The sequence below is a fragment of the Bacillus cereus group sp. N21 genome (assembly GCF_016483395.1).
Taxonomy (GTDB): Bacteria; Bacillota; Bacilli; order Bacillales; family Bacillaceae_G; genus Bacillus_A; species Bacillus_A pseudomycoides.
Genome location: NZ_JAEHBX010000019.1, coordinates 1 through 21,614 on the forward strand (window position 1 = coordinate 1; position 21,614 = coordinate 21,614).

A 21,614-nucleotide genomic window follows, 5' to 3' on the forward strand; every position below is an offset into this window, starting at 1 on the left:
ATAAAGTTAGTTTGTCTAGCATCTAAAATAAAAATTGACGTTTCACGTTGTTTGTTTCGTTCAGTTTTCAAAGAACTAAAAGCGGGTGAAGAGAATCGAACTCTCGACCAGAGCTTGGAAGGCTCTTGTTTTACCACTAAACTACACCCGCGTGGTCGGGAAGACAGGATTTGAACCTGCGACCCCCTGGTCCCAAACCAGGTGCTCTACCAAGCTGAGCCACTTCCCGTTATGGCGCGCCCGAGAGGACTCGAACCCCTAACCTTTTGATCCGTAGTCAAACGCTCTATCCAATTGAGCTACGGGCGCTTATTCACGATGTTTTGTCGTTGTTGTATTTCAGCGACTCAATTATCTTATCACACTGCATTTTCAAATGCAAGCACTTTTTTATTTTTCTTTGGTGCGGCCGAGAGGACTTGAACCTCCACGGGGTTTCCCCCACTAGGCCCTCAACCTAGCGCGTCTGCCATTCCGCCACGACCGCATATGCGGGTGAAGGGAGTCGAACCCCCACGCCAAAGGCGCCAGATCCTAAGTCTGGTGCGTCTGCCAATTCCGCCACACCCGCGAATTATTATAAATGGTGAGCCATGAAGGACTCGAACCTTCGACCCTCTGATTAAAAGTCAGATGCTCTACCAACTGAGCTAATGGCTCGTAAATGGCTGGGCTAGCTGGATTCGAACCAGCGCATGACGGAGTCAAAGTCCGTTGCCTTACCGCTTGGCTATAGCCCATCAAAAAATATAATGTTTTTTAAGACGAAAATCATCATATCACAATAACCAATAAAAAACAACTGCTCAAAGGCAGAAGTTAAAATGGCGGTCCCGACCGGGGTCGAACCGGCGATCTCCTGCGTGACAGGCAGGCATGTTAACCACTACACCACGGGACCATTGGTTGCGGGGACAGGATTTGAACCTGCGACCTTCGGGTTATGAGCCCGACGAGCTACCGAACTGCTCCACCCCGCGACGATACTATTCATATGTTATATATGGTGGAGGATGACGGGATCGAACCGCCGACCCCCTGCTTGTAAGGCAGGTGCTCTCCCAGCTGAGCTAATCCTCCAAAAGTGGTGACCCGTACGGGATTCGAACCCGTGTTACCGCCGTGAAAGGGCGGTGTCTTAACCACTTGACCAACGGGCCAATATGAATGGCAGAGAAGAAGGGATTCGAACCCTCGCACCGCGTTAGCGATCTACTCCCTTAGCAGGGGAGCCCCTTGAGCCACTTGGGTACTTCTCTGTATGGCTCCGCAGGTAGGACTCGAACCTACGACCGATCGGTTAACAGCCGATAGCTCTACCACTGAGCTACTGCGGAATAAGAAAGACAAGTTATATCTTATAAAAGTTCATACTATAAGTCAAGTCGTTTATACAAATTCTTGTACAAACGTGACATGTTTATAATATACTGGATTGATTTTTAACTGTCAAGGTGTTTTTTATCTCTTTCAATCTACCTTTACACTTCCCGCAAACATATCTTTTTGTATTTATTTGACGCCTTCTTCTATATTGAAGAAAACATCTCATACATTCATACATATGAGTTTTAATCACCTTCTCTTCTTCGCTCATTCTCTTACAGAATCTAGGCGCACCAACCTTCTTCATTAACTGACGAAAATCTCGATCTCGATGTTGGTACCCTTTCCCCATAATATGCAAATGATAATGACACAACTCATGCTTAATAACGCCAATCAGTTCTTCTTCTCCATACACTTCATAATAACGATAGTTTAATTCTATATTATGACTTCGCAACAAATACCTCCCACCAGTTGTACGTAGTCGTTTATTGAACATTGCTTTATGTAAAAAAGCCCTACCGAAATATTGCAACGATATTTCTTCTACAAGTCTTTGAACTTCTTTTTCATTCATTTTCATTCCCCCAAAAACTAAAAATAAACTTACACTTTTCCTCTTTCTTATACATATATTAAATAGTACATATACCCATCCTCATTCAAAAGTGCAATTTCTATGAACTATCCTCTTCCTCATCTATCCATAGAACTTCGCTAACCAAACTCTTATAAGCAGTTCCCGAAATTGAGCTTTTTACTTACTTCGAATCTTATCTCAATGTATAGGGGGCTACTTGTTAGAGCCGGATTAAACAAGGAGGGATTCTTATGCCTACGTGGCTCCGAAAACAAATGCAACGTGCATATTTCGAAAAAAACCGGTATCAAATTAAGTTACTAAATGAATGCTGGTTTTATTATAGCAAAACACATCAAAATTCCTGATAAAGTGAACGTTATATCAGTGGGGGATGAAGGCTCCCCCACTAATTCAAATTTCACTAACATCCGTTCATAAAAAAAGAGCAGTGTCATACCTGCCCTCTTCCCATTATTATTCAATAGGTAACATTGCTAAGGCAACGCGCCCTTTTTTCATATCAACATCATCTACCCAGACCTTTACAATTTGTCCGACAGACACCACATCTAACGGATGCTTCACAAACTGTTTGCTAAGTTTAGAAATATGTACTAAACCATCTTGTTTCACACCAATATCGACAAACGCACCAAAGTCAACAACATTTCGAACAGTTCCTTCTAACTCCATGCCACGCTTTAAATCTTCTAATTTGAGAATTCCCTTTTTCAAAAGTGGTTTTGGTAATTCATCACGCAGATCTCGTTCCGGACTAATTAAAGCATCTATAATATCAATTAATGTCGGCTCACCGATATTTATCTCTTGAGATAATTTAGAGAGCTCTACTCCTTCTAAACACTTTTGTAAGTGCGGTTGTCCTACATCATCAATCGATAATCCTAAACTCTTTAATAGTAACTCAACATTTTTATACTGCTCTGGATGAATACTTGTTCTATCAAGTGGATTTTTACCTTCTAGTATACGTAAGAAACCAATGCATTGCTCATACGTTTTGGCGCCTAAACGTGGTATTCCCTTCAACTCTGTACGCTTTGTAAATTTCCCATCTTCTTCACGTTTTTTTACAATATTTTTCGCAACTGTTTTTGATAATCCGGAAACGTACTGCAATAGCGCTACAGAAGCTGTATTCACATTCACTCCTACTTGGTTAACGGCTGTTTCCACGACAAATGTTAATGATTCATTTAATCTCTTTTGCGATACATCATGTTGATATTGCCCTACCCCAACTGATTTCGGATCAATTTTCACAAGTTCGGCAAGCGGATCTTGCAGACGTCTTCCAATCGAAATGGCACTTCTTTCCTCAACTTGCAAATCCGGAAATTCTTCACGAGCCAAATCAGAAGCTGAATATACACTAGCACCAGCTTCATTGACAATAATATAAAATACATCTTGCGGTACTACCTGTAAGACATCTACTATAAACTCTTCCGTTTCCCTAGAAGCTGTACCATTTCCAATCGCAATCATCTGAACCTGATATTTTTCTAGAATAGAAACAACTTTTGCTTTTGCATCTTCATATTTTCGAACAGGCGGATGCGGATAAATAACATCAATATGCAGAACTTTCCCTGTATCATCTACTACTGCTAACTTACATCCTGTTCGATACGCAGGATCTACCGCTAATACCACTTTCCCTTTCATAGGTGGCTGTAATAACAAATTACGTAAGTTCTCAGAGAAAATATGAATCGCTTGTTCTTCTGCTTTTTCAGTTAATTCTTTTCGAATTTCCCTTTCAATTGATGGCTGAATTAATCTCTTATATCCGTCTTCAATCGCTAATTGTACATAATCTGCACTTTCAGAAGAAACATCATGAATTACTTTTTTATGTAAAAAACGAACAATCTCTTCTGTTGGCGGGACAACAGAAGCTTTTAGGACATCTTCTTTTTCACCACGGTTCATAGCTAATACACGATGAGGTACAATCTTTTGCAGTGGCTCTTCATAACCGTAATACATCTCATATATATTTTTTTCATCTTTTTCTTCATCTTTTACAGAGGACGCAATCATTCCTTTTTTAAAGGTAACATTTCGAATCCAGCTGCGGTACGCCGCATTATCCGATATAAGTTCTGCAATAATATCTTGTGCACCTTGAAGTGCTTCTTGAGCGGATTGTACTTCTTTCTCGGCATTAACAAATTCCTTTGCCTTACCTGTCGGATCTTCTTTTGTAAATAGAAGTAACCATTCAGCTAGTGGCTCTAGCCCCTTATCCTTCGCGATTGTTGCTTTTGTTCTTCTTTTTTCTTTATAAGGACGGTACAAATCTTCTACTTCTTGTAACTTTGTTGCAGATACAATATGATGGTGCAGATCTTCTGTTAATTTTCCCTTTTCATTAATCAGACGAAGAACCTCTTCTTTTCGATCTTCAAGTTGCATCATATATTGCCATCTTTCTAAGATTGCACGGATTTGCACTTCATCTAAAGAACCTGTCCATTCCTTTCGGTAACGAGCAATAAATGGAACTGTATTACCTTCTTCTGTTAATTGAATAACATGACGAACTTGCTTTTCTGTAAAGCCTAATTCTTTCACTAACATTTTCATTAACGCTTGTCGATTATCTACCATTCCCATATACAACCGAAACCTCCTCTAATAAAAAAAGTTGCCCCTAAAAGAGAGCAACTTAAACTGCCGATTTAAAAATCTATTAGTCCTAAACTAATTTGTAAAGCTTCGTCTACACGACTCATCATCATCTCATCTAAATGAGTGATTTTGTCCGTTAAGCGTTGCTTATCGATTGTTCGAATCTGCTCGAGCAAGATAACAGAATCTCTCTCAAATCCGTACTTTTTTGCATCGATTTCCACATGTGTGGGCAATTTTGCTTTCTGAATCTGTGCAGTAATAGCCGCTACAATCACAGTCGGACTAAAACGATTTCCGATGTCATTTTGAATGACAAGAACCGGACGAACGCCTCCTTGCTCAGAACCAACAACTGGGGAAAGGTCTGCAAAATACACGTCGCCGCGTTTTACAATCAAAATATTACCCCCCGCTAACTAAGCGTTCTACTGTATGAGCTGCTTCATACTCTGCTAAGAAAGCTTCAGATGCAATACCAAGATTAATTTTTCCCATTTCAATGTACCCACGTCGCATTGATTCATGTTGGTAGCGTTTCTTCGTCTTATGTTGACGCAATAACAGTTGTGTTGCCTGGCAAATTAGTTCATGGCGATTCTTATTCTCTTGTTTTCCAATTCCGTCCAATTCCGTTACCACTTGCTTTGGCAACCGAACCACGATTTCAGTAGTTACACTTGATTCGGACACAAAAATACACCTCCACCGTCAACTACACACCCAAATATATATGACACCTATTGTAATAATACCATTGTATGGAGCCTGTTGCAAAGACTTCCTTATTCCTTGTTTATGTTTTCCAATTCACAAATAAAACATTCACTCTCATTTACTTTTTATCTCTTTTTAACAAGAAGTGAAGGGAAATTTCCACGAACGGGAGCCCCCATCATCATTGATAACTAGCAAGTAGGCACTATCACAAAGATGTTTGCTTATATATCATTTAAATAGTTTATTACTTTTACCACTTCCCCATGTCGTATGAATACACGTGGAACACGAAAACTAATTGTCGCGATAATCTCATAATTAATGGTATTTGAATACTCGGCAACCTCAGTTGCACTAATGTACTCATCACCTTGCTGTCCAATCAGGGTAACCTTTGTTCCAAGTGGTACTTCACAGGGAAGATGCAACATACATTGATCCATTGTAATCCGACCTACAATAGGAACTCTTTTCCCCTGAACGAGCACTTCAAATCCCTGTAGTCGTCTAAGCCAACCATCTGCATATCCAATCGGTACTGTCGCAATCCACTCTTCTGTCTTCGTCCGATATGTGACATTATAGCTAATCCTATCACCTTTAATGACTCGTTTAATATGTGCGACTGTTGTATGAAGTGAAAGAGCAGGTTCTAATTTAATTGGTAAATAAGGGCGTATTTCTACAGAAGGTGATAACCCATACATTGCAATTCCAATTCGAACTGCATTAAATGTAATTCCATCAAATCGCATAGTAGCTGCACTATTTGCCGTATGAATAAATGTTGGATTCACCCCGAATGCTTTCAACCAACTAAGTTGCTCTAAAAAAGTGTTATACTGCTTATCAAAGTAAGATGTCTCTACTTCATCTGCTGTTGCAAAATGCGTATATATCCCTTCCAACTCCAAAAAGGGGGCATCTTCTAAGCTTCGTAAGAACTCTTTTAGCTCTTTACGTTCACGAATCCCAATTCTACCCATACCACTATCGAAGTTAATATGAAACCTCATCGGGAACGGGCTATCCCAAATTTCTACTGCTTCTTCAACCCATTCCTTTTGAAAAACAGTTAGTGCTACATCATTCTCAGCAGCTACATTCACATCACGTGGCGGTGAAGGACCTATTACTAAAATTGGTGCAGTAATCCCAGCGCGCCTAAGTACTAGTGCCTCATCTAAAAAAGCAACTGCTAATCTTGTTGCTCCTGCTTCTAATGCTGTTCTTGCTACTAGAACATAGTCATGTCCATATGCGTTCGCTTTCACTACAGCAAAAATCTCGACACTTTCCGGAATGATTTCTTTAATGTGCGTTACATTATTGTAAATTGCATCCAAATTTACTTCTACCCACGTATCACGGTAAAACGATGATTTTTCCATAAAAAACACTTCCTTATATACGATATGCGAAGCTCATTCTTTTATATTCGTCTTTTTATGAAATCCATTCCTCAAGACAAGAAAAAACGTGGTGCATATACATCACCACGCCTTAAAAGTTTATCCCGCTATTCACAGGCATTAAAACCCCACCCTCAAGATTTAGAGAAAAACAAAGAAAATAGATGGGGAGTAACTGCCCGTAAAAGCCTAATTTGTGATGACTTTCCATCAATTTGGAATCCCCCACTGATGGAATTTCCACTTTATTTCACCTGCTTTTCTGCAACAGAACGAGCTACCATTAACAGCTCATCTGGTTTTAAATCTTTAGACACGAGCATATATTCCACTCCGTTATGCGACCATGTTAATGAGTCTTTCGCTAGAGCACCAATTGTAAAGCCAAGATCGACTAACTCTCCACTTACACTTATTGACGCTGAAGCTTCAGCAACCTTCGCCTTTTCTTGTATCAATGTAAAGGATTTCTTATTTCCAGTGTATGTGAGTATCGCACGCTTACCACTGTCTGTCTTTAACTCTTTTTCTTCATTTAAAACCATCCCTTGCGGAGTATCACGTGGATATAAAATAGCAAATGGCTTATCTTCTTTCGCTGTTGTTTGCACATCCACTTGCGCCCTGGACATATTTTGTTTCGTATCAAATGCCCCCTTATCAAACTTTGTATCAAACTTCACTTTTGAAAAATCTACTTTCACAAGAACATTTTGATCATTATCCATCAATTTTACCGAAACAGGCGCTAAATCACTTTTATTAAATTTAATCTCTTGCTTCGGCAGCATATTTTGATGGTGATAATTCGTTTTTGTTTTAAACACATAATATTTATCCGTTTTCTCAAATGAAAGATTCTTATCATTTAAAATATCTCTTACAAGTGACTCATACAAATAAGCTTGGCTGCTATTTTGCGGCCAGTCGCTTTGAAATCGAAAACTTTTATTAAGAGCTGGTGTTAATACAAAAACACCCTCATTATTTCGTAAAATAATTTGGCTTTGATCCTTTTTCGTGTTTTTTAAATTCACACGATAATAAGAAGGTTCTTTGTGCCAAACTTCCACGTTATACTCTTGTGGTTCATTCCCCGTTTTAATAGATAACTTTGCTTCAGCTTGATAACTCTTCATACTCTTAACCTTCGCTTCTAAATCTCGCACGATGTCTTCCTGTTTCTTTTCCATACAACCCGCTAACACGAAAACGGTCAATAAACCGACAATAACTAAAAATAGCCGCCTTTTCATCATTTCAGCCCCTTTGCCCCTATAAATGAATGGAAGATATTTCTTCCTTATCGCTAAATCAAATATATGAGACAAAGATGTAAAATATGCAGACTAGCGTGACGAGCTTTCTAAAACAACCTGTGCCACTGCAAATTCTCTACTATGACTGATTGATAGATGAACGATGTGCTCTGTATTTGCAATAAGAACTGGCTTACCTCTATCATCATTTTTTATTTTAATATCCAAAAAACTTACTTCTTTTCCAATACCTGTTCCAAGAGCTTTAGAATACGCTTCTTTCGCTGCAAATCTTCCCGCTACAAATTCTACAAGACGATTCCCTTTTAATTTAGAAGCAACACTACGTTCCTCCTCAGTTAAAACACGCTCCATAAATTTAAGCTTTCCATCTAGCATTTTTTCAATTCGATTTAGTTCGATAATATCAATTCCGATCCCTATAATCATTTCAAAATTCCCCTTCTTCTATTTGTATTCCTTCATTCATATTGTAAGAATAACAGAGAATCTTTCTGATGCAAAAGGAGTGAAAATATAAAATGCCAATACCCTATATGCGAACCACCTTACAACCCGTCATTCTCTCTTTACTTTTCTTGCAACTAATCATGATGATAATAGGAGATCTTTTCTTCCCTACTTTAGCTGCTTACAATGAATATATTTCTAAGGGAGAATGGTGGCGATTTATAACTTCTCTATTTATACATGTAGACTTTCAGCACTTTCTTTCCAATAGCATTTGTCTATTTCTTCTCGGTCAATCTATCGAAAAACAACTAGGGAGTATTCGATTCCCTATTTTATTTTTTACTGCTGGCATTAGCGGCAATATTTTCTCTTATATTATTATGCCCATCGGGTATGTTCATGCCGGCGCATCAGGTGGAATTTTCGGATTACTCGGTGCACAGCTTTTTCTTTTATATAGTCGCTATCGGTCTTCTCAACCAAAAGAGTTAATTTTCTTTTCTTCAATTATATTACTATTACTTCTTTTCACATTCTTCAATCCGTCCGCTAATCCCATTAGCCATTTAACCGGACTACTAATTGGTGGTATTTGCACTCCATTTTTAGCAAAAAAAAACGATGGTGTAGAGCTTATTTAATATAAAAGCTCCCGCCATCAATCATTTCCACCTCTGATTTTGTACCAAGATCTCGTATTAATCGAAATAAAGATTCATCCTTCTTTTTCGCTTCAATCATACAATCAATTTGCGAAACGCTACCTTTGATTTTCTGTAAAAAGGATAGAAATGTATCTGCATTAATAAAGTCTGCGTGCGCTCGAGGATCATTGCCTTCTCTCGGGCTGGAAATATGCATTTTGATTGGTAATAAAGATGTTTTCCAAGTATTTACTACACGCTCCCAATCTTCATACCAATCTTCTTCATCGTTATTCATCATATGATGATGCAGGTCAAACACGACTGGAACTGCCAATTTTTCACCTAAATATAGTGTTTCTTTTAATGAAAAGGTCGTATCATCATTTTCTAACATAATCATTTCTTGAATACTTGCAGGAACATTTGACCAATTTTCAATGAAACGTTCTAACGCAAGTTCTTTATCATCATATCCACCACCAACATGTAACACAGCGCGATGACTCCGCTGTATGCCCATTCCTTTCAATAATTTCCGATGCATTTGAAGCGTCTTTATTGATTGTTTTAAAATATTTTCTTGCGGTGAATTTAGCACAACAAAGTGATCAGGATGAAAATCGATCCTCATCTTCATCCGATGCGCATACTCACCCACTTCTTTTAATTTCTCTTTTAAAGGACGAATGTAATTCCAATCCAACAATTCTTCATGGTTTGCTAGAGGAATTAACTTTGAACTAAGCCGAAAAAATGCTATATCATGTCCCTTATTATGCTTTAATAACCGTAAACAATTTTCTAAATTAGAATTAGCAATTCTTTCAAGTTTATGAATCGCCGCCTCTCGATCTTTAATACGTTGAAATTGTGCATATGTCATCGTTTGAGATGGTGATGCATTGTTTAAATGTACACTCATCGCTACATAACCAAGTCTTACAAGCATAAAGTCCCTCTTTTCTATACAACTTACTTGTAGTATGCACAATTACACAAATAAAAAAGAGGATGACCTTTTGGTCATCCTCTTTTTTATTAAGCTTGTGGCTTACGGCTATGATGTTTTCTTTCGCCGCGTCCATTTGAAGATCCTGGGCGCCCCTGACCTTCACCTTTACGACCACGGTTACGATTACCATCACGATTACCATCACGATTACCATCACGGTTACCATCACGGTTACCGTCACGATTGCGACCATCACGGTTGCGATCACGATTACGACCATCTCCACCGCGTCCATCGCGACTACGGTTACGGTTACCATCACGGTATCCATTTCCGTTACCACCGCGCTTTTTAGAACCTCTTGAAACAACTGGTGGCTCTGATGTTAAAGCAATCGGTGTTGTATCTGGCTCTTTTGTCATCATTTTTAAAGCAGCTGCTACAACAGTTACAGAATCATTTTCTTCTAACATTTCTTCTGCAATACGTTTGTAGTATGATAAGTTATCACTTTCAATTGTGCTTTGAAGTTTTTCTGCGATTAAACGTTGTTGACCTTCTAATGCTTCGTCAAGTGTCGGTGCATTCATACGGTCAATTTTGCGTTTTGTTGTCTGTTCGATATTTTTTAATTGTCCTGATTCACGTGGCGTTACAAATAGCATTGCAATACCTTTTTTACCAGCACGGCCAGTACGACCAATACGGTGAACATATGATTCTGGATCTTGTGGAATATCGAAGTTATATACGTGTGTTACACCTGAAATATCAAGACCTCGCGCCGCAACGTCTGTTGCAACAAGAACTTCAATAGAACCTTCTTTAAATTTACGCAATACAGACATACGTTTCGCTTGTGTTAAATCACCATGAATACCTTCTGCTGCATAACCGCGTAAGTTTAAAGCTTCTGATAACTCATCCACACGACGTTTTGTGCGACCAAATACAATCGCAAGCTCTGGAGATTGTATATCTAATAAGCGTGTTAACACGTCAAACTTTTTCTTTTCTTGCACTTCTAAATAGAACTGCTGAATGTTTGGCATTGTTACTTCTTTTGCTTTTACTTTAATGTGTTGAGGCTCAGTCATGAAACGCTCAGCAATACGACGGATTGGGTCTGGCATTGTTGCTGAGAATAATAATGTTTGATGTGTTTCTGGCACATCTGTTAAAATTGCTTCAATATCTTCAATGAAGCCCATGTTTAACATTTCATCTGCTTCGTCAAGAACAACAGTTTCTACGTTTTGTAGACGAAGTGTTTTACGGTTAATATGATCTAAAATACGACCCGGCGTACCAACAATAATGTGTGGGTGTTTTTTTAGAGCACGAATTTGGCGGTTAATATCTTGGCCACCATAGATTGGTAAAATACGAACACGTTTATGTTTACCAATTTTGTAAAGTTCTTCTCCAACTTGGATTGCTAATTCACGCGTTGGCGCGATAACAATACCTTGAACTGATTCTTTATGTGTATCCACTTTATCTAATAGTGGTAATCCAAATGCTGCTGTTTTCCCTGTACCTGTTTGTGCTTGCCCAATAATGTCTTTACCTTGCAATGCATGTGGAATTGTTTCAGCTTGAATTGGCGTAGCCTCTTCAAAGCCCATACTTTCAACAGATTGCAGTAAAGAATCACTTAATCCTAATTCTCGAAATGTTGTCAATGTTACTTCTCCTTTTCTATCCTATACTTATCATTTAAAAAAAGGCGTTTTCCGAATTTGCGGAAAAGCCCTTTTCCTGAATGCTCACGTATATAAACGGGCGTATATTCTTCGCGAAAATACTTCTAAACGTTATTACACTTTATCAATTATAAGTTTTGTATGTGCAAAAAGCAAACCCAACTGTTACCTTATTTCATATAAAGAGCTTTTTTCTTCACTTTTATTTTTTTATTTTTTACTGTAAGCGCTTATTAGCAGTTTTCACTATTTTTGTATCTATCATCCCTATTTACACGCACCAATTATTTCAACATCGTAATAACTTCTTCCAACTTCATTCCGCGAGATGCTTTCACTAATACAACGTCTTTCACATCAACGACTGCTTGTAAATTTTTCACAAGCTCTTCTTTATTGTCATATACTTTTACACGTTCATTAGGGAAGTTAATTTTTGCTCCTTCAGCAATTTGCGCCCCAAGTCTACCGTACGTAAATACATAGGAGATTCGTGCAGGGTCAATTAACTTACCAACTTCATAATGAAATTGCACCTCTTGGTCTCCAAGCTCTAGCATATCACCAAGAACAACAATTTTTTTAGAAAATCCGTCTAAACCATTCATTAAATGAAAGGCAGCCTCCATAGCTGTTGGACTTGCATTATATGCGTCATTAATAATTGTTAACCCATTTTCTGTTTTCACAATTTCCATTCGCATACCTGTCATTTGAAGTGTTAATAAACCTCGCTTCATTTCTTCCCACGTTACACCGAAGTATTTCGCAATCGCCATTGATGCAAGTGTATTATACACATTATGCTTCCCAAGAACTGGAAGATAGAACACGATATTCTCATCCTGATTCATCTTAAAGTACGTTCCTGTCGCCTGCAACGTTACAGATGTTGGATAATAATTATTCGCCCTTGCATCACCAAATGTAATTGTCTCCGCAGCTAGGTTCATGCTCGGAACACGATTTGTTAAAAGCGGTTCATCACCATTGTATACAAATACTCCACCATCCTGTAATCCTGTAACAATTTCAAGTTTCGCCTCAGCAATCGCATCGCGAGATCCTAAATCCATCAAATGTGCTTCCCCAATATTTGTAATGATTGCAGCGTTCGGGCGAGCTAACTTAGATAAAAATTCAATTTCACCTCGGCTCGACATTCCCATCTCCAATACAGCCATTTCTGTATTTTCTTCTAGGCTTAAAATAGTAAGCGGCAAACCGATATGGTTATTAAAGTTCCCCTCTGTTTTTTGAACCTTAAATTTTGTTGCAAGGAGGCTTGTCACAATATCTTTCGTAGACGTTTTACCGTTACTTCCTGTTACACCTATAACTTTTACATCTAACTGATCACGATAGCTTTTTGCTAATGTTTGCAGCGCTTCTAGTGTATCTTCTACAAAAATCACTGGTATATTCACAGGAGGATTTTGCACATTTTTTTTCCAAAGCGTAGCTACAGCGCCATTTTCAATTGCTTTTTCTACAAAAGAATGACCATCAAAGCGATCACCCTGAATCGGAATGTATAAGTTTCCTGTTGTAATTTTTCTTGTATCAATAGATACACCTTGTACAGTTTCATTAACGTATTTTCCCGCTAAACCTGCACCCATTACCATTTGCTCTACTTGTTTTAACGTTCGTTTCATCATACATACCACTCCTTACATAGAAGAAACACTATTCTCTTGAATAGTGCTTCCCCCTTTTTTGTTAGATTGTATATTTAATTTTTTGCTTTTCTTCGTGACGCTCAATTGCCAAACGAATCAATTCTTCAATTAACTTCGGATATGGCAAATCCGTGTGTTGCCATAGCAGCGGGAACATACTAAATGGCGTAAATCCTGGCATTGTATTTACTTCATTAATATATACTTCCCCATCTTTCGTTAAGAAGAAATCCGCTCTTGTTAATCCAGCACCATCTAAAGATTGGAATGCACGAATTGCATCTCTTTGAATCGCCTTTGACTCTTCTTCTGTAACTTCAGCTGGAATAATTAATGCCGTATCACCATCAATGTATTTTGATTTATAATCATAAAACTCTTTCTTCGGTACAATCTCACCGATAACAGAACATTTTGGCTCATCATTACCTAAAACGCCAACTTCCACTTCACGACCTACAATATTTTCTTCTACGATAATTTTGCGGTCAAATTGGAACGCTTCTTCAAATGCTTTTTCTAATTCTTCACGATCTTTACATTTATTGATACCAACACTTGATCCAAGGTTCGCTGGTTTGACAAAGCATGGGTAGCCTAATACTTCTTCTACCTTTTCATAAGCTGCTTGGCAATTTTTCTCCCATACACTGCGAATGAAAGATGCATACTTCGCTTGTTTCAATCCAGCTTCAGCAAAGATATTTTTCATAACAACTTTATCCATACCAGCAGCTGATGCTAATACACCGTTACCAACGTATGGAATATTCATTAACTCTAATAATCCTTGTACTGTTCCATCTTCACCATTCGGTCCATGTAACAGCGGGAAAATAACATCAATTGCCTCTTCTTGCTTAGAAGAAGAAGGTATAATTTCTGTACTTAATGATACTGGAGAAATTGCATTTTCCTCTCCATTCATTTGCAATGCTTGCACGCTCGTTACTTCACCTTCAATGCGTTCACCACGCATCCATTGGCCTTGCTCTGTAATATAAATTGGATGAATCTCGAATTTTTCTTGATTTAATGCTTTAATAGCAGCAAGAGCTGTTTGTAATGAAACTTGATGCTCTGCTGATTTTCCACCATATAATAAACCTAATTTAATTTTCGTCAATGAAATCACCCTAACCAATTGTTTTCATTTTTCTATTTTAGCACTTTTTATAAAAATAGGCAGTTCCTATTTGAAATAAAGTAAAACTTTTCTCAATAGGAGTCTTACCGCCTTCGAATAGCGCGATAAAATGAAACTTCCATAAAGTGAAACTTTAATCAGTGGGGATTTTCTTCATCCCTCACTGATTATTAGTTGAACGAATCCGGCTTTTACGGGCAATCCCCCCCACCTAACTTCTTTACTTTTGCTGAATTTTGAGGCGGGGGTCTTACTGCCCGCAAATAGCGGGATAAATGGCAGAACGGTTTCACCAATTGCATTTTTACGAACAGCTATTGTAAATTCATATCCTTTTCTTGCACCAAATCTGTGTCATCCCTTGATCTAGTTATGTATCTAATATATATGAAGAAATGCTGTTTTTTGTGTATGTCACCTATTGATTAAGAAGATTGTTTCGCCACATTTCCCTTTTGTCTTTGTTCTACAAGGTGATCTAAAGAAATATATACAAGACCGGCTATTACACACCCCACTCCTAAAATCGTAAACAATACATGCCCAAGCGATCGATCAAGTAGTAGTCCGCCAAGAAGCGGGCCGAACGCATTCCCTGTAATCCACTGCAAACTTGCCGCCCCCATATATGTTCCACGTAAATGCTCTGGTGCCAAATTTGCAACAAATGTCATTTGTACAGGAGACATAATCATTTCACCTAGCGTATATACCGCATAGACAACAAGTAATGTTATTAAAATAACCGTACCCTCTGTTCCAAATTCACCAAACCACCTTGGAAGCCAACCGATGAATAACAGCCCGATTCCAAATAACCATGCCCCATATAACATCGTCTTTCCAACTGGTTTATCTGTTGCCCATTTTGAAATTTGGAATTGGAATAAGACAACTAACAAGCCGTTTAAAGCCATTAAATATGGATATGGGTTATTTTTCCCAAAGATTTCTTTCATTTCATTATCAAAATGAAGGGGGAGCATGCCTTCTGTTTGCGAGAAACCCATGGAAATAATAATACCAGCCAATAAATAAATCATAAGTACCTTATCTCTCAAAACAACTTTCCAAACAGATTCTGCTTCCTTTTTCGTATTCCCGTTCTCTTTCAATGCAGTTTTCGGCATCGTTTCTTGAATAAGCATTAACACAAGAAGTGCATAAAGCAGCATTGTAGAGGAAGCAATAATAAATACAAGGTTTTTCGAAAGTACAACTACAGAAGCACCCATAATCGGTCCGATTGCCGCGCCAATATTATGCCCCATTCGCAATAAACCGTATGCCTCCGTCCTCTTTTCAGGCGCTGTGACATCCGCTACCATCGCCGATGCTGCTGGATGAAATAATGAATTACTTAACCCTAAAAAAATAGACAAAATAGCATAAGGAATAAATCCTTCTATAAATAAAAAACCGAGCATCAACAATGCATTACTTGCCATCGAAAATATCATAATAGGTTTTCTACCATATATATCAGCAATTCGGCCACCTATAAGCGAACCAAAGCTTGCCGCAATAGGAGAAAGCGCCATAATAATCCCTACTTGTAATAAAGAATCTACTTTATCTTTTAAATACAATGCAAAAAATGGCATTAACATCATCATTGCAATTCCATTCAGTGTTTCTCCTATAAAACGAATCCACACATTACGGTCCATTGCTTGTAATTCACGCCATGTCTTTTTCATTTACAACACCCCTTTAATCAACCACTCCTTATCTTATATTAATTTTAGAAAAATGTAAATTTTCAAAATAAAAGATCCGTTCTATTCTATTTAGAACGGATCTTTTTCCTATAAATTCGCTGCATTCTCCTCATCTTTTTTATTACTTAAAACACTATGCTTTCGACTATATAAGAAGTAAAACGCTACACCAATCACCATCCAAATGCCGAAACTCATCCATGCGGTTCCTGATAATTGAAGCATTAAATATCCACAAAAGATAACCGTTAATGCAGGTAAAACTGGTACAAGTGGCACTTTAAAAACACGTGGTAAATCTGGGTGTGTTTTTCTCATTACGATAACCGCAACTGCTACAAGAGCAAATGCCGATAATGTTCCCATATTTACAAGGTGTGCTAATACATTTAAGTCGATAAGCCCCGAAATAAGTGCTGCGATAATTCCTGTCGTCCATGTATTTAAAAACGGTGTTTTAAATTTCGGATGAACTTTCGCAAGACGCTTTGGTAATAACCCATCGCGACTCATTGCATATGAAACACGAACCTGCCCATACATCATAACTAACATTACAGTTGTAATCCCTGTAATTGCTCCTACCGAAATAACACCTGCTAAACCATCTTGTCCAATAAACTGAAGTGCGAAAGCTACTGGATCAGAAATATTCAGCTGACCATAAGGTACAATTCCTGTCAAAATAAGTGAAACAACGATATAAAGAATCGTACAAATAAGTAATGATGCTATAATACCAATTGGTAAATCGCGTTGCGGACGTTTTACCTCCTCCGCTGCCGTTGATACAGCATCAAATCCAATGAATGCAAAGAATACCGTTGCAGCCCCAGCCATTACACCATCAAGACCAAATGGCATGAACGGCGTCCAATTTTCCGGCTTTACATAATTAAAACCAGCAAAGATAAAGAGTAATACAACTGCTAGCTTAATAAAAACCATAATATTGTTTACGCGAGCACTTTCACGTACACCTCTAGATAAAAGGGCAGTCATAATTAAAATGATAATAACAGCTGGTAAATCGATAAGGCCACCCTTTCCTGTTCCAGGAGCAGAAGATAAAATGGTCGGAATATGAATCCCAAAACCTTTTAACAAAGATTGGAAATAAGCAGACCATCCATTGGCTACCGCAGATGTTGCTAATAAATATTCCAACATTAAATCCCATCCAATTAAAAATGCAAATACCTCTCCCATCGTTGCGTACGTATACGTGTAAACACTTCCCGAAACCGGAACAGAAGATGCAAATTCTGCATAACAGAATGCAGCAAAGGCACAAGCTAACGCAGCTATAGCAAATGATAAAATGATAGCTGGTCCAGAATGTTTCGCTGCCACAACACCCGTAAGAACAAAAATACCTGTCCCGACAATAGCCCCAATTCCAAGCATTGTTAAATCCAATGCTCCCAATGTTCTAGCTAATGTTTTCTGTTTACTTTCTTGCATTAGTTTTGCAATCGGCTTTTTTTGAAAAATTCGCTTCATAGCATGCACCTCTAAATTTTAATTTTCTGAAAATTTTAATTATTTATTATTTTACTCATAACATATTTTTTAGTCAATACTTTTGTCGAAATAAGCAGAAAAATATCTCATCAGCTAGTAGAATAAAATGCAATCAACACACAATCATTTCCATTATTTGGGTTTTTAACCATATTGAATTCGTAATTCGACATAAAAAGATAAATAATATACAAACAATAGATATAACTATATCCCTATATCTTTTTATAATTATTTTTGATATTCTATAAATTGTCGATTCCAACCAAAGAAAGAGGCATAATCATTTTATGAGCATGCCTCTTTCTTTTATCTCGCTATTTACGGGCAGTGAGCCTCCCCTGATGGAAGTTTCACTTTATTTAGTATATGAACCTTCTTCAATCCAGCTATACATATACTTCTCATCTTCCGTTTCATGCGCTTGTTTCACAATACGGAGCGGACGGAACGTATCGATCATAACCGCTAATTCAATTGTTTCTTTTTTCCCTAAGCTTGCTTCTGTTTTTCCGGGATGCGGCCCATGTGGAATACCACTCGGATGGAGTGTAATTGAACCTTCTTCTACACCTTTTCTGCTCATAAAGTTCCCTTCTACATAATAAAGAACTTCATCACTATTTACGTTACTATGATAATACGGTGCTGGAATTGCTTCCGGATGATAATCATATAAACGCGGCACAAAAGAACAAATAACAAAGTTATGACCTTCAAAAGTTTGATGAACTGGCGGTGGCTGATGAATACGGCCTGTAATCGGTTCAAAATCTTCTACATTAAAGACCCAAGGATATAAATATCCATCCCATCCGACAACATCTAAAGGATGATGTCCCATAACATGTTTATGCATATAACCTCTCGACTTTGTCATGACAACAAACTCGCCTTTGTCATCATATGTCTCTAATTTTTCCGGCCCTCGAATGTCTCTTTCACAGAAAGGGCTATGTTCTAATAATTGACCATACTCATTACGATAACGACGCGGTGTTGTAATTTGGCTATTCGCTTCTACAACAAGGAACTTAGACTCTCCTTCATCTGGAATAACTCGGTAAATTGTTCCGATTGGAATCGTTACATAATCACCTTTCCGGTAATGAATCGTTCCAAACATTGTCTCAATTTTCCCAGTTCCATAATGAACGAATAACATTTCATCTCCATCACCATTACGATAAAAATAATCCATTTTTTCTGTCGGATTAACAACACCAATTAATAAATCTTCATTTCCTAATATAAAATTCCTCCCACTTACCGCATCTCCAGTTTTTCTATTCTCTTTCGTGCGAAAATGACGATGAGCAAGCGCCACATCTTCTTCATACTGTAACTGACAAGAATGCGCTAACGCAGCATATCCTACTTCAGTTGGCATATAATGATGATACAAAATAGATTGTGTACCAGAGAAACCTTTCGTTCCCATCACCTGTTCACGATAAAGTGATCCATCTTCTTTACGAAATTGTACATGTCGTTTATGAGGAAGCTCCCCCATGTGACGATAATACATGCCCATCACCCGCTTTCGTTTCTTTTTTCACTGTGTTACGCAATGTACCTAGTCCAGTGATCGTAAGTTCTACAACGTCACCATCTTGTAACCACTTTTCTGTACCAAGTTCTAAAATACAACCAGTGCCAACCGTGCCAGAACCAATTACATCTCCTGGATATAACGTAACATCTTGCGAAGCACGTTCTATCATTTCTGCAAACGTATAGTAAATATCTCGGAAATTCCCTTTAGACAAAAGCTCCCCGTTCACATGGGCAATCATTTCTAAGTTATAACGTTCACCAGTGCGATAAACATCTAACTCCTCTTTTGTAACAAGATAAGCTCCTAATGAAGTAGCAAAGTCCTTTCCTTTTGCCGGACCAAGCCCTACTTTCATTTCCTCAGCTTGCAAATCTCTTGCGCTCCAGTCATTCATAATACAATAACCGAAAATATATTCTTCTGCTTGTTCACGCGAAATATTTCTTCCCTCTTTCCCAATAACACAAGCGATTTCTAACTCATAGTCAAGCTTTTGAGTTTGTTTCGGACAAGAAACTGTAACTTCTGGCCCGATGACAGCACGGTGATTTGTAAAATAAAAAACCGGAATATCATACCACTCTGGAACAACATCTAATCCACGACGTCCACGAGCCGTTTTGACATGTTGCTCAAATGCATAAAAGTCACGAATACTACCTGGGTTTGGGATGGCTGCACAAAGCTGCACATCTTCCAAAGCGTACATGCCACTTGTTGGTTTTCGAATACCATGGGCTATTTCTACATACTCATCTGCTTTCTCTAAAAAAGCAAGCATAGATGAAGGAAGAGTGCCATTACTTGCTATATTCATATCAATTACTTTGTCACCTTCCAGCCAACCAGCTCGCATCTCTCCTGAAGGAAGACGAAATGTAATCAATTTCATCAATTTTCCTCCTCACTATTTATACAAAATGAAACTTTAATCAGTGGGAGACACAGCCCCCACTGATAAGTAAATTTTTATAGATTTCCGCGTCGTTCTTGCTCTCTTTCAATTGATTCGAATAGAGCTTTAAAGTTTCCTTCTCCGAATCCCCGAGAACCTTTACGCTGAATAATTTCGATAAATAATGTTGGGCGATCTACAATTGGCTTTGTGAAAATTTGTAGCAAGTACCCTTCATCATCACGATCCACAAGAATCTTAAGCTCTTTTAGCTTATCAATTTCTTCATCGATTTTCCCAACGCGTGCTGTTAACTCTTCATAATACGTATCTGGTGTATCTAAAAATTCAACTCCGTTTGAACGAAGCGCTTCAACCGTTTTCACAATATCATTTGTCAACAATGCAAGATGCTGTACACCTGCACCGTTATAAAACTCTAAGTACTCTTGAATTTGTGATTTTCGCTTTCCATCTGCCGGTTCATTAATTGGAAACTTAATACGGCTTCCATTTGTCATAACTTTTGACATTAGCGCGGAATACTCCGTGCTAATATCATCATCATCAAAATGAATCATTTGTTTAAAGCCCATAACGTTTTCGTAATAGCTAACCCACTCTTCCATTTCTTCAACGTTACCAACAACATGGTCTACAGCAATTAAACCTGATTCGTCACTCGGAATATCAAAATCAATCTTCTCATAACCAGGCATAAATGTTCCTTTATAATTTTTACGCTCTACTAGCGTATGGATTGTATCGCCATACGTACCGATTACTGCTTTTTTTAATGTTCCTTGTTCATCTGTTAACTCTTCAGGTGGAGCAATCGCAACCGCACCTCGTTTTACAGCCTCTGAGTATGCTTTCTCAACATCATCAACAAGTAAAGCTACGTCTTTCACTCCGTCACCATGGATCTTTACAAATTCTGCAATACGGCTATCACTATTTAAAGTCCCAGACACAACAAAACGCATGTTTTTTTGCACGAGAACATAAGATACTTTTTCACGATTCCCTGTTTCTAATCCCGAATAGGCAACAATTTTAAATCCAAACGCTCTTGCAAGGTAATAACTTGATTGCTTTGCATTTCCTACATAAAATTCTAAATGATCGACATCACGTACCGGAAAGAAATCCTCCATTTGTGCAGCTAACGTATCCATAGATTTTTGTTTCATAAATTCCTCATCCCCCTGTAAATAAATTGAATGTTACATACTTAGAACCATCCGAAAACGCTTCCATCTACCAATAAAAAAATTAGTTAGCAAGCTAACAAATTTCTGACTTTTAAAGTTTTCTATCTTTTCTGTCAAATCCCTCTTTTTTTCT

Annotated in this window: 18 protein-coding genes and 13 tRNA genes; 2 read left to right on the forward strand and 29 right to left on the reverse strand. The window is 38.0% G+C overall.

Annotated elements, in window-relative coordinates; translation table 11 throughout:
• Nucleotides 1-80: 80 nt before the first annotated feature.
• From JDS96_RS12915 to JDS96_RS12980, 14 genes are all read right to left on the reverse strand, one after another.
• Nucleotides 81-151, reverse strand: a tRNA-Gly gene (locus JDS96_RS12915).
• A gap of 1 nt (nt 152) precedes the next feature.
• Nucleotides 153-229, reverse strand: a tRNA-Pro gene (locus tag JDS96_RS12920).
• Between the two features lie 3 nt (nt 230-232).
• A tRNA-Arg gene (locus JDS96_RS12925) sits at nt 233-309 on the reverse strand.
• Nucleotides 310-401: 92 nt separating this feature from the next.
• Nucleotides 402-487, reverse strand: a tRNA-Leu gene (locus JDS96_RS12930).
• Nucleotides 488-490: 3 nt separating this feature from the next.
• A tRNA-Leu gene (locus JDS96_RS12935) sits at nt 491-571 on the reverse strand.
• A gap of 13 nt (nt 572-584) precedes the next feature.
• A tRNA-Lys gene (locus JDS96_RS12940) sits at nt 585-660 on the reverse strand.
• A gap of 5 nt (nt 661-665) precedes the next feature.
• Nucleotides 666-740 (reverse strand) — tRNA-Gln (locus tag JDS96_RS12945).
• 85 nt (nt 741-825) lie between these two features.
• Nucleotides 826-901 (reverse strand) — tRNA-Asp (locus tag JDS96_RS12950).
• 2 nt (nt 902-903) lie between these two features.
• Nucleotides 904-980 (reverse strand) — tRNA-Met (locus tag JDS96_RS12955).
• 24 nt (nt 981-1,004) lie between these two features.
• A tRNA-Val gene (locus JDS96_RS12960) sits at nt 1,005-1,080 on the reverse strand.
• 5 nt (nt 1,081-1,085) lie between these two features.
• Nucleotides 1,086-1,160 (reverse strand) — tRNA-Glu (locus JDS96_RS12965).
• A gap of 8 nt (nt 1,161-1,168) precedes the next feature.
• Nucleotides 1,169-1,259, reverse strand: a tRNA-Ser gene (locus tag JDS96_RS12970).
• 3 nt (nt 1,260-1,262) lie between these two features.
• Nucleotides 1,263-1,337: transfer RNA gene (locus JDS96_RS12975), tRNA-Asn, on the reverse strand.
• Nucleotides 1,338-1,420: 83 nt separating this feature from the next.
• On the reverse strand, nt 1,421-1,906 hold the full coding sequence (locus JDS96_RS12980) for a SprT family protein (protein WP_018767122.1): 486 nt from the start codon (nt 1,904-1,906) through the stop codon (nt 1,421-1,423).
• 254 nt (nt 1,907-2,160) lie between these two features.
• Between JDS96_RS12980 and cmpA the strand changes: the two genes are divergently transcribed.
• Nucleotides 2,161-2,277, forward strand: a complete 117-nt coding sequence (gene cmpA / locus JDS96_RS12985; protein ID WP_017154227.1) for a cortex morphogenetic protein CmpA — start codon at nt 2,161-2,163, stop codon at nt 2,275-2,277.
• A 109-nt stretch (nt 2,278-2,386) separates the two neighbouring features.
• Here the strand turns inward: cmpA and JDS96_RS12990 are convergent, their stop codons facing one another.
• The 6 genes from JDS96_RS12990 to acpS all read right to left on the reverse strand — a co-directional run bounded on the left by JDS96_RS12990 (nt 2,387) and on the right by acpS (nt 8,411).
• Nucleotides 2,387-4,555 carry a Tex family protein gene (locus JDS96_RS12990; protein WP_199667070.1) on the reverse strand — a complete coding sequence of 723 codons (2,169 nt, stop codon included), beginning with the start codon at nt 4,553-4,555 and terminating at the stop codon, nt 2,387-2,389.
• 65 nt (nt 4,556-4,620) lie between these two features.
• Nucleotides 4,621-4,971 carry a type II toxin-antitoxin system endoribonuclease NdoA gene (ndoA, locus tag JDS96_RS12995; protein WP_003194532.1) on the reverse strand — a complete coding sequence of 117 codons (351 nt, stop codon included), beginning with the start codon at nt 4,969-4,971 and terminating at the stop codon, nt 4,621-4,623.
• Between the two features lie 4 nt (nt 4,972-4,975).
• Nucleotides 4,976-5,263 carry an antitoxin EndoAI gene (locus JDS96_RS13000; RefSeq protein ID WP_000004571.1) on the reverse strand — a complete coding sequence of 96 codons (288 nt, stop codon included), beginning with the start codon at nt 5,261-5,263 and terminating at the stop codon, nt 4,976-4,978.
• Between the two features lie 248 nt (nt 5,264-5,511).
• Nucleotides 5,512-6,681, reverse strand: a complete 1,170-nt coding sequence (alr, locus tag JDS96_RS13005; RefSeq protein WP_199667071.1) for an alanine racemase — start codon at nt 6,679-6,681, stop codon at nt 5,512-5,514.
• A 266-nt stretch (nt 6,682-6,947) separates the two neighbouring features.
• Complete coding sequence (locus tag JDS96_RS13010) at nt 6,948-7,895, reverse strand: LolA family protein (RefSeq protein WP_029427332.1); 948 nt, start codon at nt 7,893-7,895, stop codon at nt 6,948-6,950.
• A gap of 156 nt (nt 7,896-8,051) precedes the next feature.
• Entirely contained in the window at nt 8,052-8,411 is a 360-nt protein-coding gene (gene acpS / locus JDS96_RS13015) for a holo-ACP synthase (protein ID WP_003194538.1), read from the reverse strand.
• 92 nt (nt 8,412-8,503) lie between these two features.
• Between acpS and JDS96_RS13020 the strand changes: the two genes are divergently transcribed.
• A complete protein-coding gene (locus tag JDS96_RS13020) occupies nt 8,504-9,076 on the forward strand; it encodes a rhomboid family intramembrane serine protease (RefSeq protein ID WP_018767126.1) in 573 nt (190 codons plus the stop codon).
• On the opposite strand, the gene uvsE is transcribed toward JDS96_RS13020, so the two are convergent.
• The 9 genes from uvsE to hppD form a co-directional block, all read right to left on the reverse strand.
• Nucleotides 9,069-10,031 (reverse strand): UV DNA damage repair endonuclease UvsE, encoded by a 963-nt coding sequence (gene uvsE, locus JDS96_RS13025; RefSeq protein WP_006093157.1) that lies wholly within the window; start codon nt 10,029-10,031, stop codon nt 9,069-9,071. The genes JDS96_RS13020 and uvsE overlap by 8 nt on opposite strands.
• A gap of 89 nt (nt 10,032-10,120) precedes the next feature.
• The gene (gene cshA / locus JDS96_RS13030) at nt 10,121-11,719 is read right to left on the reverse strand and encodes a degradosome RNA helicase CshA (protein ID WP_199667072.1); all 1,599 of its coding nucleotides are present in this window, start codon (nt 11,717-11,719) and stop codon (nt 10,121-10,123) included.
• A 305-nt stretch (nt 11,720-12,024) separates the two neighbouring features.
• Nucleotides 12,025-13,401 (reverse strand): UDP-N-acetylmuramoyl-tripeptide--D-alanyl-D-alanine ligase, encoded by a 1,377-nt coding sequence (locus tag JDS96_RS13035; protein ID WP_199667073.1) that lies wholly within the window; start codon nt 13,399-13,401, stop codon nt 12,025-12,027.
• A gap of 61 nt (nt 13,402-13,462) precedes the next feature.
• Nucleotides 13,463-14,548 (reverse strand): D-alanine--D-alanine ligase, encoded by a 1,086-nt coding sequence (locus JDS96_RS13040; RefSeq protein ID WP_018767130.1) that lies wholly within the window; start codon nt 14,546-14,548, stop codon nt 13,463-13,465.
• A 446-nt stretch (nt 14,549-14,994) separates the two neighbouring features.
• A complete protein-coding gene (locus JDS96_RS13045) occupies nt 14,995-16,269 on the reverse strand; it encodes an MDR family MFS transporter (protein ID WP_018782016.1) in 1,275 nt (424 codons plus the stop codon).
• A 108-nt stretch (nt 16,270-16,377) separates the two neighbouring features.
• The gene (locus tag JDS96_RS13050; protein WP_199667074.1) at nt 16,378-17,793 is read right to left on the reverse strand and encodes a branched-chain amino acid transporter BcaP; all 1,416 of its coding nucleotides are present in this window, start codon (nt 17,791-17,793) and stop codon (nt 16,378-16,380) included.
• Between the two features lie 379 nt (nt 17,794-18,172).
• Entirely contained in the window at nt 18,173-19,342 is a 1,170-nt protein-coding gene (locus JDS96_RS13055) for a homogentisate 1,2-dioxygenase (protein ID WP_199667075.1), read from the reverse strand.
• Nucleotides 19,308-20,264, reverse strand: a complete 957-nt coding sequence (locus JDS96_RS13060) for a fumarylacetoacetate hydrolase family protein (protein WP_199667076.1) — start codon at nt 20,262-20,264, stop codon at nt 19,308-19,310. The genes JDS96_RS13055 and JDS96_RS13060 overlap by 35 nt, the downstream gene beginning before the upstream one ends.
• A gap of 77 nt (nt 20,265-20,341) precedes the next feature.
• Nucleotides 20,342-21,460: a 4-hydroxyphenylpyruvate dioxygenase gene (gene hppD, locus JDS96_RS13065; RefSeq protein WP_199667077.1), complete on the reverse strand. Its 1,119-nt coding sequence runs from the start codon at nt 21,458-21,460 to the stop codon at nt 20,342-20,344.
• Nucleotides 21,461-21,614: the final 154 nt, after the last annotated feature.

Bases quoted from the DNA above. Each gene is read 5' to 3' on its own strand.
- hppD (WP_199667077.1), bottom strand. From the start codon at position 21,460: ATGAAACAAAAATCTATGGATACGTTAGCTGCACAAATGGAGGATTTC.
- JDS96_RS13055 (WP_199667075.1), bottom strand. From the start codon at position 19,342: ATGTATTATCGTCACATGGGGGAGCTTCCTCATAAACGACATGTACAA.
- uvsE (WP_006093157.1), bottom strand. From the start codon at position 10,031: ATGCTTGTAAGACTTGGTTATGTAGCGATGAGTGTACATTTAAACAAT.
- acpS (WP_003194538.1), bottom strand. From the start codon at position 8,411: ATGATTATAGGGATCGGAATTGATATTATCGAACTAAATCGAATTGAA.
- cmpA (WP_017154227.1), top strand. From the start codon at position 2,161: ATGCCTACGTGGCTCCGAAAACAAATGCAACGTGCATATTTCGAAAAA.
- JDS96_RS13045 (WP_018782016.1), bottom strand. From the start codon at position 16,269: ATGAAAAAGACATGGCGTGAATTACAAGCAATGGACCGTAATGTGTGG.
- JDS96_RS12990 (WP_199667070.1), bottom strand. From the start codon at position 4,555: ATGGGAATGGTAGATAATCGACAAGCGTTAATGAAAATGTTAGTGAAA.
- JDS96_RS13060 (WP_199667076.1), bottom strand. From the start codon at position 20,264: ATGAAATTGATTACATTTCGTCTTCCTTCAGGAGAGATGCGAGCTGGT.
- JDS96_RS13050 (WP_199667074.1), bottom strand. From the start codon at position 17,793: ATGAAGCGAATTTTTCAAAAAAAGCCGATTGCAAAACTAATGCAAGAA.
- JDS96_RS13010 (WP_029427332.1), bottom strand. From the start codon at position 7,895: ATGGAAAAGAAACAGGAAGACATCGTGCGAGATTTAGAAGCGAAGGTT.
- JDS96_RS13020 (WP_018767126.1), top strand. From the start codon at position 8,504: ATGCCAATACCCTATATGCGAACCACCTTACAACCCGTCATTCTCTCT.
- alr (WP_199667071.1), bottom strand. From the start codon at position 6,681: ATGGAAAAATCATCGTTTTACCGTGATACGTGGGTAGAAGTAAATTTG.
- JDS96_RS12980 (WP_018767122.1), bottom strand. From the start codon at position 1,906: ATGAATGAAAAAGAAGTTCAAAGACTTGTAGAAGAAATATCGTTGCAA.
- JDS96_RS13035 (WP_199667073.1), bottom strand. From the start codon at position 13,401: ATGATGAAACGAACGTTAAAACAAGTAGAGCAAATGGTAATGGGTGCA.